Origin of the sequence: Streptomyces sp. NBC_00820 (assembly GCF_036347055.1) — a bacterium.
Lineage (GTDB): Bacteria > Actinomycetota > Actinomycetes > Streptomycetales > Streptomycetaceae > Streptomyces.
The window spans coordinates 5,212,012-5,226,551 of the sequence record NZ_CP108882.1 but is presented as its reverse complement, the minus strand read 5'-3'; the positions used below and the strand labels follow the sequence as shown (position 1 = coordinate 5,226,551).

General features: G+C 70.9%; 10 protein-coding genes and 1 pseudogene. 5 read left to right on the top strand and 6 right to left on the bottom strand.

Annotated features, from left to right (window positions below; genetic code table 11):
• Window positions 1-75 precede the first annotated feature (75 nt).
• The 3 genes from OIB37_RS23755 to OIB37_RS23745 all read right to left on the bottom strand — a co-directional run bounded on the left by OIB37_RS23755 (window position 76) and on the right by OIB37_RS23745 (window position 5,959).
• Window positions 76-1,110 (bottom strand): ABC transporter permease, encoded by a 1,035-nt coding sequence (locus tag OIB37_RS23755; RefSeq protein ID WP_330459621.1) that lies wholly within the window; start codon window positions 1,108-1,110, stop codon window positions 76-78.
• A gap of 565 nt (window positions 1,111-1,675) precedes the next feature.
• Window positions 1,676-3,583 (bottom strand): translational GTPase TypA, encoded by a 1,908-nt coding sequence (typA, locus tag OIB37_RS23750; protein WP_330459620.1) that lies wholly within the window; start codon window positions 3,581-3,583, stop codon window positions 1,676-1,678.
• A gap of 150 nt (window positions 3,584-3,733) precedes the next feature.
• Complete coding sequence (locus OIB37_RS23745) at window positions 3,734-5,959, bottom strand: ABC transporter family substrate-binding protein (protein ID WP_330459619.1); 2,226 nt, start codon at window positions 5,957-5,959, stop codon at window positions 3,734-3,736.
• 314 nt (window positions 5,960-6,273) lie between these two features.
• On the opposite strand from OIB37_RS23745, the gene OIB37_RS23740 reads away from it, so the two are divergent.
• The 4 genes and pseudogenes from OIB37_RS23740 to OIB37_RS23725 form a co-directional block, all read left to right on the top strand.
• The gene (locus OIB37_RS23740; RefSeq protein WP_330459618.1) at window positions 6,274-6,564 is read left to right on the top strand and encodes a hypothetical protein; all 291 of its coding nucleotides are present in this window, start codon (window positions 6,274-6,276) and stop codon (window positions 6,562-6,564) included.
• A 26-nt stretch (window positions 6,565-6,590) separates the two neighbouring features.
• On the top strand, window positions 6,591-7,412 hold the full coding sequence (locus OIB37_RS23735; protein WP_330459617.1) for a hypothetical protein: 822 nt from the start codon (window positions 6,591-6,593) through the stop codon (window positions 7,410-7,412).
• Between the two features lie 85 nt (window positions 7,413-7,497).
• The gene (locus OIB37_RS23730; RefSeq protein WP_330459616.1) at window positions 7,498-9,450 is read left to right on the top strand and encodes a fumarate reductase/succinate dehydrogenase flavoprotein subunit; all 1,953 of its coding nucleotides are present in this window, start codon (window positions 7,498-7,500) and stop codon (window positions 9,448-9,450) included.
• A pseudogene (locus OIB37_RS23725) lies at window positions 9,447-10,214 on the top strand (succinate dehydrogenase/fumarate reductase iron-sulfur subunit); the annotation flags it as partial. The gene OIB37_RS23730 and the pseudogene OIB37_RS23725, both read left to right, overlap by 4 nt.
• Here OIB37_RS23725 and OIB37_RS23720 read toward each other — a convergent pair.
• From OIB37_RS23720 to OIB37_RS23710, 3 genes are read right to left on the bottom strand one after another with little or no spacing between them, the layout of a single operon-like run.
• The gene (locus tag OIB37_RS23720; RefSeq protein WP_330459614.1) at window positions 10,198-10,503 is read right to left on the bottom strand and encodes a hypothetical protein; all 306 of its coding nucleotides are present in this window, start codon (window positions 10,501-10,503) and stop codon (window positions 10,198-10,200) included. The pseudogene OIB37_RS23725 and the gene OIB37_RS23720 overlap by 17 nt on opposite strands.
• 5 nt (window positions 10,504-10,508) lie before the next feature.
• A complete protein-coding gene (locus tag OIB37_RS23715) occupies window positions 10,509-11,483 on the bottom strand; it encodes a phosphotransferase (protein WP_330459613.1) in 975 nt (324 codons plus the stop codon).
• A complete protein-coding gene (locus OIB37_RS23710; protein ID WP_330459612.1) occupies window positions 11,480-12,736 on the bottom strand; it encodes a hypothetical protein in 1,257 nt (418 codons plus the stop codon). The genes OIB37_RS23715 and OIB37_RS23710 overlap by 4 nt, the downstream gene beginning before the upstream one ends.
• A gap of 80 nt (window positions 12,737-12,816) precedes the next feature.
• Here OIB37_RS23710 and OIB37_RS23705 point away from each other — a divergent pair, with 80 nt between their 5' ends.
• Window positions 12,817-14,532, top strand: a complete 1,716-nt coding sequence (locus OIB37_RS23705; protein ID WP_330459611.1) for a hypothetical protein — start codon at window positions 12,817-12,819, stop codon at window positions 14,530-14,532.
• The last annotated feature ends 8 nt before the right edge of the window (window positions 14,533-14,540 follow it).

The window sequence follows — 14,540 nt, the reverse complement described above, 5'->3', positions numbered from 1 at the left end:
GTGCTGATGTGCTGACATACCGATGTGCCGACGTGCCGACGCGCCCCGGGTGCTGACGTGCCGTTGAGTACTGGGTCAGCGAGCTGTCTTGGGATCGAAGGCGTCCCTGACCGAGTCCCCGAGCAGGTTGAACGCGACGATGAAGATGATCATCGAGATGCCCGGGAAGAACATGTAGGTGATGTCGTTCTGCATCACCAGTTCGGTGGACGCCTTGGAGAACATCTGCCCCCAGTCCGGGGTCGGTTCCACGATGCCCACACCCAGGAAGGACAGGCCCGCCTCGGCGGTCACGAAGGACGGCAGCAGATACGTCGACTGCACGAGCAGCGGGGTGACGACGTTCGGCAGGACCTCCTTGCGGATGATCCGCCACGAGGACGCGCCGCTGACCCGGGCCGCCTCGATGAACTCCCGTTCTCGCAGGGCCAGGGAGGTGCCGCGCAGGATGCGCGCCAGGCTCATCCAGCCCAGGAACCACTGGACGAGGATGAGGGCGAGGACGCGCACATAGGTCGGTGTCTCGTCACGCGGGCTGACGAACAGGGAGACGACGACCGGCATGCTCGCGATGAAGAACAGCTGGGCGGGGAAGGCCAGCAGGAAGTCGATGATCCGGCCGATGATGAAGTCGGCCTTGCCACCGAGGTAGCCGGCCGCGACGCCGAGCAGGATTCCGGTGAGGACGACCGTGACGGTGACGGCGAGCGAGATCATCAGCGAGGTGCGGATGCCGTAGACGAGCTTGGTGAAGACGTCGTACCCGTTGCCGGGTTCGAGTCCGAACCAGAACTCGCCGCTGATACCGCCGTTGGGCTGCACCGGCACGCCCGCGCTGTCGAAGAGTTCGGGGCGCTCGTCGGCGTAGATCGTGTACGGATCCTTGCCGTACAGCTTGGAGATCAGGGGCGCGAGCAGCCCGACGAGGAAGAAGAAGGCCACGACGTAGGCCGATATGACTCCGGTTCGGTCGCGCTTGAAGCGCATCCACATCAGCCGGCCGGGAGACCGGCCTTCGAGCCCGGCGGTCTCGGTCTTCGCCTTCGGCCCTGGTTCGCCGTCGACGACCACCGAAGTCCCGCCGCCCTCGATGTCGATAGGACTTGTCACGGTTCGTCCGTTTCGCAGGTATGGGTGTGGGAGGTGCCCGGGTAGCTGGAAAGTGCGCGAAACCGCAGTCGGACGCGCGTAGTTCTACGGCCGGATCACACCACTGAAAGCGACGACCTGACCCGCCTGGTGCATGTGGGACCGCGCATGGGGGTTCCTCCTCATGACATCACGTGTTCACCAACAGGAGAGGGTTTCCGTCTTCCCTCCGACACCCCTGACGGAGGGTCAGACACCCCCTGGTGCTCGCGAGTCGGCGCCGTCCCCACGGCGCGAGACCCATTGACCCGAGCGCTACGCGGCTAACTATCTGCCATGAGCCAGGTGGCGACCACCGTCTTTAAATCTCAATTCAGTCACAGCTCGCCTGCGGAACTCATAAAAACCGGACAAACCGTTCCCCCACTGAAGGGCGCGAAACGGACGTGTTACATGGGTATCGGAAGACGATCTCCGCATTTCGGACGTCGGAGGCCCGAAAACGGGTTGCAAAAAGCCCGGGTGCCCCCATGCTGGGGACACCCGGGCTCAACTGCCTGGTGAGCAGACCTTCTTCGGTGTGCTATCAGCCGTTCTTGGCGCGGCTCGCGGTGCGACCGCGCTCCTTCTGGTCGAGGACGACCTTGCGGATGCGAACGGCCTCCGGGGTCACCTCGACGCACTCGTCGTCGCGGCAGAACTCCAGCGACTGCTCCAGCGACAGCTTGCGCGGCGGGACGATCGCCTCGAACGAGTCGGCCGACGCGGACCGCATGTTCGTGAGCTTCTTCTCCTTGGTGATGTTCACGTCCATGTCGTCGGAGCGAGAGTTCTCGCCGACGATCATGCCCTCGTACACCTCGGTGCCGGGGTCGGTGAACAGCACGCCGCGCTCCTGGAGGTTCGTCATCGCGAACGCGGTGACGGAGCCGGCGCGGTCGGCGACGAGCGAGCCGTTGTTACGGGTCGTCAGGGTGCCGAACCACGGCTCGTGGCCCTCGTGGATGGAGTGGGCGATGCCCGTGCCGCGCGTACCGGTCAGGAACTCCGTACGGAAGCCGATGAGGCCGCGGGACGGGACGACGAACTCCAGGCGGACCCAGCCGGAGCCGTGGTTGGACATGTTGTCCATCCGGCCCTTGCGGACGCCCATGAGCTGCGTGACCGCGCCCATGTGCTCCTCGGGCACGTCGATCGTCATGCGCTCGACGGGCTCGTAGGTCTTGCCGTCGATCTGCTGGGTGACGACCTGCGGCTTGCCGATGGTCAGCTCGAAGCCCTCGCGGCGCATCTGCTCGACCAGGATGGCGAGCGCGAGCTCACCACGGCCCTGGACCTCCCAGGCGTCCGGGCGCTCGGTGTCGAGCACGCGGAGGGAGACGTTACCGATCAGCTCGCGGTCGAGGCGGTCCTTGACCTGGCGGGCGGTGACCTTGCGGTCCTTGACCGCGGACTTGGCGTCCGCACCCTTGCCCGTGCCACCGCGGCCGACCAGCGGCGAGGTGTTCGTGCCGATGGTCATGGAGATCGCCGGCTCGTCGACCGTGATCAGCGGCAGCGCGATCGGGTTCTCGGGGTCGGCGAGGGTCTCACCGATCATGATCTCCGGGATACCGGCGACGGCGCAGATGTCACCGGGGCCGGCGACCTCGGCGGGCTTGCGGGTGAGCGCCTCGGTCATCATCAGCTCGGTGATGCGGACGTTCTGCACCGTGCCGTCGCGCTTGATCCACGCGACCGTCTGGCCCTTGCGCAGCTCGCCCTGCTCGACGCGGAGCAGCGCGATGCGGCCGAGGAAGTTGTCGGCGTCCAGGTTGGTGACGTGGGCCTGGAGCGGGGCGGCCTCGTCGTAGACCGGGGCCGGGACGTGCTCCAGGATCGTGGAGAAGAACGGCTCCAGGTTGGTGGAGTCGGCGGGAACGGTCCCGTCCTCCGGCTTGGTCAGCGAGGCGACGCCGTCACGGCCGCACGCGTAGACGATCGGGAACTCGATCTGGTCCTCGTCCGCGTCCAGGTCGAGGAAGAGGTCGTAGGTCTCGTTGACGACCTCGTCGATGCGCGAGTCCGGACGGTCCGTCTTGTTGATGCACAGGATGACGGGCAGTCGCTGCTGGAGGGCCTTGCGCAGCACGAAGCGGGTCTGCGGGAGCGGGCCCTCGGAGGCGTCGACGAGCAGCACGACCGCGTCGACCATCGACAGACCGCGCTCGACCTCGCCACCGAAGTCGGCGTGGCCCGGGGTGTCGATGATGTTGATCGTGATGGCGTCGCCGCCATCCTTCGGGTGGTACTTCACCGCGGTGTTCTTCGCCAGGATCGTGATGCCCTTCTCACGCTCCAGGTCGTTCGAGTCCATCATGCGGTCGTCGAGCGACTCGGCGGCGTGCGCGGCGAAGGCACCGGCCTGCTTGAGCATGGCGTCGACGATGGTCGTCTTGCCGTGGTCGACGTGGGCGACGATGGCGACGTTGCGGATGTCGTGGCGCGTGGCCATAAGAGGCGCTTCTCCTGGAGTGTGGTGACGACCTCCGCGGCGCGGGGCCTGCCGGGCGGAACACGCCACGGCCTTACCCCATGGTACGTGGCCCTGACGGAGGCGGCCTCCGCAGGGCCACGGGGGCCTCTGTGCCGGGTCGGTTCCGGGTCAGTGCCCGGACGGGCTGGGCGAGATCTTCACGCCCTTCTTCAGGAAGCCCATGTCCTCGTAGACGGGTGTCTGGAAGCCGAACGCCCCGGCGTTGACCAGGTTCTTGCGGGCGCCCACCAGCTGGGGGCGCTGGTAGAGCGGGATGGACCCGGCGGCGGCCCAGATCCGGGAGTCGGCCTTGCGGATCAGGTCCCGCGCCTCCTCGTCGTCCAGTGTCCCCGCGGCCTCGTCGAACAGCTGGTCGACCTGGTCGGTGCCGACCCGCGTGTAGTTCTGCTCGACGTTCACCGAGCCGTCGGCGGCCGGTACCGGCTTGGCGTAGACGGGCCGGGCGTCGGTGGCGGGGAAGGCGGAGGCCGGCCAGGAGTACAGGGCGAGGTCGTAGTCGCCGGAGGCGATGTGGTCCTTGAAGTAGCTCTCGTCCGAGACCTTGGTGATCGTCGTGAGGATGCCCACCTTCTCCAGCATCCGCGAGATCCGTCCGGCGACTGTGTTCAAGGTCTCCGAGCCGGGGCCGGAGGGGAGGACGAAGCGCAGGTTGAGCGCCTGGCCGTCCTTGGCGAGCGGCCCGTTCACCGCGCCCGCGGGGGCCGCCGTGCCCTTCGGCGCGTACGCGCCCGGGGCGCCGCCCTGGCCGGAGTACTGCTTGCCGTCCTGCGCGAGGTGCTTGCCGCCGCCCTCGCCGTGCCGGCCCTTCTCGTCCCCCGGCCCGCGGCCGTCCTTGTCCTCGTCGTCGTTCTTGCCGTCGTTCTTGCCGTCCGAGTCGACGATGTACTCGCCTTCCTTGCCGCCGTCGGGCTCGTCGCCCTTCCCGGCCTCGGGGCCGGCCGCCTTCTCGCCCTTCTTCGGCTTCTTGACGGGTCCCCCGGCCACCCAGCCGGCGTCCGCGAGCAGGGCCTCGGCCTGCTCGGTGTCCTGGCCGCCCAGGGCGTTGCTGCTGTCGGCGTAGGCCGCCTGCCCGGACAGCGCGAGGTGGCTGCCGACCGGGACGGCGGGAAGGCCGAGCGGGGTCAGCACGACCTTGGCCAGCTCCTCGCGGTCCAGGGCGTGCGCCACGGCCCGGCGGACCCGCTCGTCGGCGAGGGGGCCGCCGGAGCCGTTGAGGGCGAGCTGGGTGTAGGCGGGCTCCAGCGACTTGCGGACGTCGAAGGAGCGCAGCGCGTCCTGCTGCTCCAGGTACCGGGTGATGGCCTTGCGCAGCTTCTTCTGGCCGGTCCGCACCTCGTCGGAGTCGAAGCCGTGCGCGAGCGCCCAGGAGCGGAGCTTCTTGGCGGAGGTCTTCCCGGCGCCCACCAGCGGGCTGCCGGCGCCGTCGGCGCTGGTGGCGACGCCGATCCGCTCGGCCTCGGAGGGGTCGATGTCGGCGAGGTCCACCGTCCCGTCGGCCAGCGCGGTGGCCCGCTGGTCACGGGGTACGGCGTGCAGCACGATCTCGTCCAGCTTGGCGGGCCGGCCCCACCAGCGCGGGTTGCGGGTGAGGACGATGTCCTTCACGGCCGTGTCGACCCGGTCCAGCCGGAAGGGTCCGGCCGTCACGTCCAGCTTGCGGCGGGCGCCGTCGTTGAAGGCGTCCGGGGTGCCCATGACGTCCTTCGGGTACAGCGGGGAGAACAGCGACTTCCAGTCGGCGTAGGGCCGGCTGAAGGTGACGCGGACCTGGAGGTCGCTGGCGCCGCGCTCGATCTTCTCGATGCGGTCGTAGCCGGCGTTGCGGGCGGTCCAGAAGGCGGTGTCCTTGCCGGACAGGGCCCGCCACTGGGCGACGAAGTCGGCGGCGCCGATCTCGCGGCCGTCGCTCCAGACGGCCTGCTGGTTCAGCTTGTACTGCACCACCTGGCGCGGCTCGGTCTCGATGACCTCGGCCTTCTCCAGGTACGCGGGGTCGGCCACCGGGCGGCCGTTCACGTCGAGCCGGAACATCGACGGCAGCACGGCCTGCGCGATACGGGTGGTGCCCGCGTCGGCGTCGGCCTGGTAGGCGTTCAGGGTCTCCGGCACGGCGTCCACGGCCCACCTCAGGGTGCCGCCCTCGGTGACCTTGTCACGGGCGACGAGGGCGATGTCCTGCCCGGCCAGGGGCCGGCCCGCCTTCTCGTCGGAGCCGCACCCGGCGAGGAACGGCACCACGAGGGCACCGGCAGCGAGGAAGGCGACCGAGCGCGTCACCGCGCGGCAGGCCGGAGACGGACGAGAGGGCCTGGGGCCGACGACGTCGTGGGACATCTCTGCTACCTCCGGGAAGCCGCGGGCGTTATGATCACTTTTGGCGGTATATGGAGCTGATCAGATCTATGCATCCACTGAAGAGGAAGGGATCCGCCCACCGCGGGCGACACGGCGGCGACGCCCGGCAAGCCCACCCGTGCGGCGCAACACACCGGCAGTCGCGCGCCTGACCGCACGCCCGCGCGGATGCACCGACGCGCCTCCGCCAATCGATGCACGTCTCTTCACAGGGACGTGTGTGACGCGCGACACTCCAAGGCGCATGAACGTTGCCGCCCAGGGCCGCAGGGCCCGGGAAGTGAGGGCAAGCCATGTCCGTGCACGACGACCTGACATCGGTCCAGCGCAGTCTCGACGACCTCCAGCGGTCGATGGGGCGCCTGGAGAAGCAGCTCGGCAGCGGCGGCCTGGAGATGCGCCGCGTCCGGACGGACGCCGACCATCTGCGCGAGAGCGTGGCGCTGCTGCGGCAGGCGGTGACCCAGCCGGCCACCGTCAGCGTGCCCGAACTCGTCACCATCTCCGACACGCCGTACGACATCAGCCTGTGGACGGACGCGGACGACGAGGGGCTGGGAGCCCGCGACCGGCACGCGCCCTGACCCCCCGAACCGACCGGAGTCCCGCTTTGGCCACTGGTACGGAACCCAAGCCGAACGGCGGCGGCGTACGCGGCGGTACGCGCGCCGCGATCACCGCACCGCATCTGCGGACCGACCGCTGGTGGCTGGCGCCCGCCGTCACCGCGGCCGGTCTGTTCGCGTTCGTCGTGTACTCGACCTGGCGGGCCTTCGCCAACGCGGACTACTACGCGGCGCCGTACGTGTCGCCGTTCTACTCGCCGTGCCTGGCGGAGAACTGCCGGACCATGCGCGCCGGCCCGAACGCGGATCTGTTCGGCACCTGGTGGGCGATCTCCCCGGCGATCATCATCCTGATCTTCCCGCTCGGCTTCCGGCTGACCTGCTACTACTACCGCAAGGCGTACTACCGCAGCTTCTGGCTGTCCCCGCCCGCGTGCGCGGTCGCCGAGCCGCACCGGACGTACACCGGGGAGAGCCGCTTCCCGCTGATCCTGCAGAACGTCCACCGGTACTTCTTCTACGCCGCGCTCCTGGTCGCGGGCGTGCTGACCTACGACACCGTGCTGTCCTTCCGGGACACCCACTACCGATGGGGCCACATGGGCCTGGGCACCCTGGTGTTCCTGGTCAACATCGTGCTGATCTGGGCGTACACCCTGTCCTGCCACTCCTGCCGGCACATCGTCGGCGGCAAGCTCAGACACTTCTCCAGGCATCCCGTGCGCTACCGGGCGTGGCAGTTCGTCGGCAGGCTCAACGCCCGCCACATGCAGCTGGCGTGGGCGTCGCTGCTGAGCGTGGCGCTCGCCGACTTCTACGTCTACCTCGTCGCGTCCGGCGTCTTCGCCGACCCGCGCTTCTTCTAGCGCCCGCCTTGCAGTGCCCCAGCCTTCCAGTGCTCCAGCCTTCCAGTACCCCCAGCCTTCTAGTGCTCCAGTGAGGAACTGACTGATGTCCGTGGTCGACCGGCAGGAGTGGGACGTCGTCGTGGTCGGTGCCGGCGGCGCCGGGCTGCGGGCGGCGATCGAGGCGCGTGAGCGGGGCGCCCGTACGGCGGTGATCTGCAAGTCCCTGTTCGGCAAGGCGCACACCGTGATGGCCGAGGGCGGCATCGCGGCGGCCATGGCCAACGCCAACGAGCACGACAACTGGCAGGTCCACTTCCGCGACACCCTGCGCGGCGGGAAGTTCCTCAACCAGTGGCGGATGGCCGAGCTGCACGCCCAGGAGGCCCCGGACCGGGTGTGGGAGCTGGAGACCTGGGGCGCGCTGTTCGACCGTACGAAGGACGGCCGGATCTCCCAGCGCAACTTCGGCGGCCACGAGTACCCACGCCTCGCGCACGTCGGCGACCGTACGGGCCTGGAGCTGATCCGCACGCTCCAGCAGAAGATCGTGGCGCTCCAGCAGGAGGACTTCAAGGAGACCGGCGACTACGAGTCACGGCTGAAGGTCTTCCAGGAGTGCACGGTCACCCGGATCCTGAAGACTGGGTCCGACAGCGGCTCCGCCGCGGGGGATCGCGTCTCCGGGGTCTTCGCCTACGACCGCGAGTCCGGCCGCTTCTTCGTCCTGGAGGCCCCCGCGGTGGTGCTCGCCACCGGCGGGATCGGCAAGTCCTTCAAGGTCACCTCGAACTCGTGGGAGTACACCGGCGACGGCCACGCCCTCGCGCTGCTGGCCGGGGCCCCGCTGCTGAACATGGAGTTCGTGCAGTTCCACCCGACGGGCATGGTCTGGCCGCCGTCGGTCAAGGGCATCCTGGTCACGGAGTCGGTGCGCGGTGACGGCGGGGTCCTCAGGAACTCCGAGGGCAAGCGGTTCATGTTCGACTACATCCCGGACGTCTTCAAGGAGAAGTACGCCGAGTCGGAGGAAGAGGCCGACCGCTGGTACGACGACCCGGACAACAACCGGCGCCCCCCGGAACTGCTCCCCCGCGACGAGGTCGCCCGCGCCATCAACTCCGAGGTGAAGGCGGGCCGCGGCTCCCCGCACGGCGGCGTCTTCCTCGACGTCTCCACCCGGATGCCCGCCGAGGTCATCCGGCGCCGGCTGCCCTCGATGTACCACCAGTTCAAGGAGCTGGCGGACGTCGACATCACGGCGGAGGCGATGGAGGTGGGCCCGACCTGCCACTACGTGATGGGCGGTGTCGCGGTCGACTCCGACACGGCGGCGGCCCGCGGGGTGCCGGGTCTGTTCGCGGCCGGCGAGGTCGCGGGCGGCATGCACGGCTCCAACCGGCTCGGCGGCAACTCGCTCTCCGACCTGCTGGTGTTCGGGCGCCGGGCGGGCCGGCACGCGGCCGGGTACGCGGCGGACGCGACCGGGCGCCCGCACGTCACCGACGTCCAGGTCGACAGCGCGGCGGCGGAGGCCCTGCGCCCCTTCTCGGCCGAGACGACGGGTGAGGCCGGCCCGCCGGAGAACCCGTACACCCTGCACCAGGAACTCCAGCAGACCATGAACGACCTGGTCGGCATCATCCGCCGCGAGGGCGAGATGGAGCAGGCGCTGCAGAAGCTGGCCGAGCTGCGCGTGCGGGCGCGCCGGGCCGGGGTCGAGGGGCACCGGCAGTTCAACCCGGGCTGGCACCTCGCCCTCGACCTCCGCAACATGCTGCTCGTCAGCGAGTGCGTGGCGCGGGCCGCGCTGGAGCGCACCGAGTCGCGTGGCGGGCACACCCGCGAGGACCACCCCACGATGGACCGCGCCTGGCGCAACGTGAACCTGCTGTGCGCGCTCGCCGACCCCACCGGGGGCCTGGCGGCCACCGATCCGGCCCGCGGCCAGATCCGCCTCACCCGCGAGAGCACCGACCCCATCCGCCCCGACCTGCTCGCCCTCTTCGACAAGGAGGAGCTGGTCAAGTACCTCGCCGAAGAGGAGCTGTACGAATGAGCGGCTACGAGGCCCACTTCAAGGTGTGGCGGGGTGACGAGGGCGGCGGTGACCTGGAGGACTTCAAGGTCGAGGTCAACGACGGCGAGGTGGTGCTGGACATCATCCACCGGCTCCAGGCCACCCAGGCTCCCGACCTGGCCGTCCGCTGGAACTGCAAGGCAGGCAAGTGCGGTTCGTGCTCCGCGGAGGTCAACGGCCGCCCACGCCTGCTGTGCATGACGCGCATGTCGGTGTTCGGCCGGGACGAGACGATCACGGTGACGCCGCTGCGCGCCTTCCCGGTGGTCCGGGACCTGGTGACGGACGTCGGCTTCAACTACCTGAAGGCCAGGGAGATCCCGGCGTTCGTCCCGCCGCCCGGCCTGGGCCCCGGTGAGTACCGGATGGCGCAGGAGGACGTGGAACGCTCGCAGGAGTTCCGCAAGTGCATCGAGTGCTTCCTGTGCCAGGACACCTGCCATGTGGTGCGCGACCACGAGGAGAACAAGGCGGCGTTCGCCGGACCGCGCTTCCTGATGCGGGTGGCCGAGCTGGACATGCACCCGCTGGATGCGGCCGCCGGGACGGGCCTGGACCGGGGTCGCACGGCCCAGGACGACCACGGCCTCGGCTACTGCAACATCACCAAGTGCTGCACGGAGGTGTGCCCCGAGGGCATCAAGATCACGGACAACGCGCTGATCCCCTTGAAGGAGCGCGCGGTCGACCGCAAGTACGACCCGCTGGTGTGGCTGGGATCGAAGATCAGGAGGTGGTCTTCTCAGGCATCCGGTGCGGGCGCCGGGCGAGGTACTGGACCAGCATCCCGACCATCCACACGGCCCACCCGAGCAGGGGAGGGAGACTGAAGCCCTTCCGGCCGAGCGGGCCCAGGAACAGGAACAGGCCCAGCCCGAGCGCGCTCAACAGCGCGCCGTACCCCCACATCCGCGACCACAGGACCCGGCGCCGGGCCAAGGGCGGCACCCACTCCGACACGACGGCGGCGACACCGACCGCCACGTACACCGCCAGGATCAGCGCGGCGCCCACCACCAGCAATATGTGCATGTCGATCATGATTCCACCAGGGACAGCGCCTCCGCCAGGTTGTGCTCGGCGATACCGCGTATGGATTCCGTCAACGGGAAGTCGCCGTCGAGCAGTCGGAGCGGACCGGCGACCAGGTCGAGGTGCATGGCCAGGCGGTACAGCCGCAGCCGGTCCTCGTCGAGGCCGGGGGCGCGCAGGGCGTCGTAGTGGGCGCCGAAGCGCAGCCGCAGGAAGACGTGCTCCCACTCGGCGTCGAAGTACATCAGCCCCTCGATGTCGATCAGGGCCGCCCTGCCGTCGGCGTCCAGCAGGACGTGGTCCGGGCCCAGTTCGCCATGGACGAGGGAGTGCGAGGCGCGCGGCTTCACCGCGGCGGTCAGTGACCGTACGGCCGCCTCCAGCCGCTCGCGGGCGGCGGCGACGCGCGGGTCGCGGCCGGCCGTCTCGGCGATGTCCGCGAGGGCCCGGTCGGCGACGGTCCGCGCGCACGAAGTGCCGTACGAGGAACCGCCGTTGTCGATCAGGGACACCTTGCCGTATCCGTCCGCCCGGCAGCCGCGCAGTTCCCTCAGGGCCTCACCGAGCCCCTCCAGCGCCGTGCGGGCCGCGGCCGGGTCGCGGCGCAGGGCCTCCTCCAGGCTGCCGTCGCGCAGGTCCTCCACGACGGCGGCCCCGGCGGCACGGTCCACGTGCAGCAGTCGGGGCGTGCGGACCCCAGCGGCCGCGAGGCGGTCGTGGGACGCCGTGAACAGGTCGAGGCCGGAGGCGTGCGAGAACGGGTCGCGGGGGTCGTCCTCCGGCTCGCCCCAGTAGTCCTCGTCCGGGGACCAGAGGTAGGCGACCGCCGTCGTGGAGTCGTCCAGGGCAAGGCGGTAGACGCCCTTCTTGGAGCCGCCGCGCAGCCGGGTGACGGCCGTGAGGGCACGGTGGGGGCCGAGAGCGGCACGGGCGAGGGGGGCGAGGTCGGCCACGGTGCGCCGGGGGCGTGTCGGGTTCACCCGGCCCAGTCTTCCCGGTAGGCCGCCCAGTCCGCTTCCGTCGCGGCGAAGTCGACGTACAGGGCGACGCCGAAGCGGTCCCGGCGGGCGTCGGTGCGGGACAGCCCCAGCCGGACGCCGCGCACGGCGGCCGGGACGGTCTCGGCGTGCGCCCAGTGGCCGAAGCGGTTCTCGTGGTAGAAGGGCAGGCCCATGAGGAGGTCGGTGGAGTCGGGGGTGACCTCCAGGGCGAGGCTCGTCTGCTGGGCGACGTACCCGCCGTACAGGCTGCCCAGCGGCTGCATGGTGTCGTACGACATCACGGCGATCTGGTCCACGCGGCGGGCCACCTGCCCGAAGTAGGCCTGCGACCACCACTTGGGGTGGCCGGTGGTCGTGCCCCAGAAGGAGTGGAAGGCCGGCAGCGGGTCGATCTGGTGGGCGGCGACCGAGAGCAGCGCGTGGTGGGCGCGGGTGAGGGCGCGGAGGTCGTCGAGCAGGGCGAGGTAGTCGCGGTCGCCCGAGTGCAGCGGCTCCAGGTCGAAGTGGGTGCCCTCGAAGCCGGCGGCCAGGATCTCGCCGGCCGAGGCGACGACCGCGGCACGGGTGGCGGCACGCTCCAGGCGCAGGCCGTCGGGGCTCTCACTGGCCAGCTTGTCGCCCAGCCAGGCCTGGACGCGGACGCCGGGCGCCTCGCGATGGATCGCCGAGATCAGCCAACGGGCCTTCGGGTAGTCCGACTTCGGCAGTGTGCCGTCGTGCTCCAGGGGGCCCGCGTGGACGTACAGGTCGCGGATGCCGGTGCTCTTGAGGCGGTGGGCGAGGGAGGTGACGTCCTTGTCCGTCTTACGTCCGTCCACCCACGCGTGCCCCAGCCACAGGGCGTCCCGGTCGCGGGTACGGGTGCCGGGGGCCGGGTCGCCGGTGTAGTTCACGCGCAGGGCGGCCTCGGCGGCGAGGAGGGGGAGGAGTACGGCCAGGAGGACTGCGAGGAGGGCGCGGCGGACGGTGCGGCGGCGGGGGTGGGGGTGGGAGTGGGGGTGAGGGTGGGCCTTGGAGGCGGGGGCGGGGGGCTCTGGTGGGGGGTGCTCGCCGTCGGCGGGGGCGGGATCAGGGGCTGGGGCTTCGGTGGGGGCTTCGGTGGGGGCTGGGGCTTCGGTGGGGGCTGGGGCTTCGGTGGGGGGTCGCTCGTCCGAGGGGTCGGGGGTTGCCGGATCGGCGGGCGGCAGCGTGTTCCGGCCGGGCTGGTCGTGCCGGCGATCCGGCGTGTCCATCTCGTCCCCCTACTCGTCTCGTCCCCCAGCCGTATCCGCCCCACTCGCGGAGGCGTCCGGCTGCCCATACGCTCCGAAAGGTGACGTCCTCCCTGATCCGGGGCCGGCCCCGGCACTCCAAGGCGCGCATACGGGTGCGGGTGGCCCATGCCGCGATAGGTGTGACGGTCGGGGCTGGATGGCTGATCTTGCCGATGATGACGACGGGCGCGGGGGACACGGTTCCCGCAGCCCCGGCCGTCTCGGGTGCCGCAGCCGTCTCGGGTGCCGCGGCCGTCTCGGACGCCCCGGCCATCTCGGACGACCCGGCCATCTCGGGTGACCCGGTCACGACCGCGGGCACGGCGCAGAAGGGCGGGACGTCCGCCATCGATCTCGTGCTGCCCCTGGTCGTGGTCGGCGCGGCCGGCGCGCTGGCCGGCTACGGGTACCTGCGCCGCACCCGGCGGGCCAGGAGCCGGACGACTCCGGGACTGGTGTCGGGGGCGCCGCCCGTGCCCACGCCTGCCGAGTCCGAACGGCAGGCGCGCGCCGCGCTGGTGCTGGCCGACGACTGCGTGCGGGGCAGCGAGGAGGAACTGCCTTACGTGGCCGACCTGTTCGGAGAGACGGAGATCGAACCGTTCCGGCACGCCGTACGGGCCGCGAAGACCGAGCTGTCGGCCGCGTTCGCGATATGGCGGCGGTACGAGGAGGGCCTCCCACGGAACGAGGGCGCCCGGCGGCAGACACTGGCCACGGTGGTCGGGCGGTGCGCGGAGGCGGGACGGCGGCTGGACGCCGAGGCCGAGCGGCTCGACCGGCTGCGGGGGCTCGGAGAGGACGGGGAGGACAGGGAGGGAGTGGTCGCGGCGCTGGCGGTCGCCGAGCGCCGCTTCCGTGACCTGACCCGTCGGACGGCGGCAGCCCAGGGCACCGCGGTCTCGCTGCACGACCGGTACGGCCCCTCGGCCGCGGACCCCGTCACCGGGTACGCCGAACAGGCCAGGGACCGCCTCATGTTCGCCACCTGGCAGCTCAACGGAGCACGTAGGGACATGGATTCAGGCGCCCAAAGGGCAGCGTTCCGCCAACTGCGCTCCGCCGAGGGCGCCATAGCCCAGGCCGGCGTCCTCGTGCGCGGCGTGGAGCGGCTCGCGGCGCAGCTGCGGGAGGCGGCCGACCTGGTGCCGGCAGCGCTGACCGGCGCGGAGGCGGAGATCGCGACGGCACGGAAGGGGAACGCCCCGCCCTCCATGACGGCGGGCGAACTGAACGCCCGCCTCGCGCACGTCGACGGCGTCCTGGCCGCCGTACGCGAGGAGTTGACCACAGGGCCGTACGACCCGCTGGACGCCCTGCGCCGCATCGCGCGGGCGGTCGAGCGGCTGGAGGTGGACCGGTCCGGCGTACTGGAGGCCGCCGCGCTGCTCGTGGCCCGCAGCTCCGTCGGCGAGGCGGAGGACTTCGTCTCGGTGCACCGGGGCGCGGTGGGCGCCGAGGCGAGGGCGCTACTGGCGGAGGCGACCCGCGTACTGGACGGGACCACCGCTCTCCCGGCCTCGACGGAACTGTCCCTGCACCCGTCGGACGGCCGCGACGCCGAGGCGGACGCCCTCGCCCGCCAGGCCCGAGACCTCGCCGAGCGCGACGTCAGAACCCATGGAAACCCCTACCTGGAAGCGGACACCCGCACCCCCGGAACGACCGGAGCCGTCCTGGGCGGAATCCTGCTCCCCGGCCCCCTCCACCCCGGCACCCCACCGAGCTTCGGCGGCCCCGCAACCCGGACGCGTCACGCCGGACCAGACTTCTGACCTCCGTA

What these genes read in the sequence shown, in the direction of transcription:
- typA (WP_330459620.1), bottom strand. Translation starts at nt 3,583, where the DNA reads ATGGCCACGCGCCACGACATCCGCAACGTCGCCATCGTCGCCCACGTC.
- OIB37_RS23745 (WP_330459619.1), bottom strand. Translation starts at nt 5,959, where the DNA reads ATGTCCCACGACGTCGTCGGCCCCAGGCCCTCTCGTCCGTCTCCGGCC.
- OIB37_RS23740 (WP_330459618.1), top strand. Translation starts at nt 6,274, where the DNA reads ATGTCCGTGCACGACGACCTGACATCGGTCCAGCGCAGTCTCGACGAC.
- OIB37_RS23730 (WP_330459616.1), top strand. Translation starts at nt 7,498, where the DNA reads ATGTCCGTGGTCGACCGGCAGGAGTGGGACGTCGTCGTGGTCGGTGCC.
- OIB37_RS23720 (WP_330459614.1), bottom strand. Translation starts at nt 10,503, where the DNA reads ATGCACATATTGCTGGTGGTGGGCGCCGCGCTGATCCTGGCGGTGTAC.
- OIB37_RS23710 (WP_330459612.1), bottom strand. Translation starts at nt 12,736, where the DNA reads ATGGACACGCCGGATCGCCGGCACGACCAGCCCGGCCGGAACACGCTG.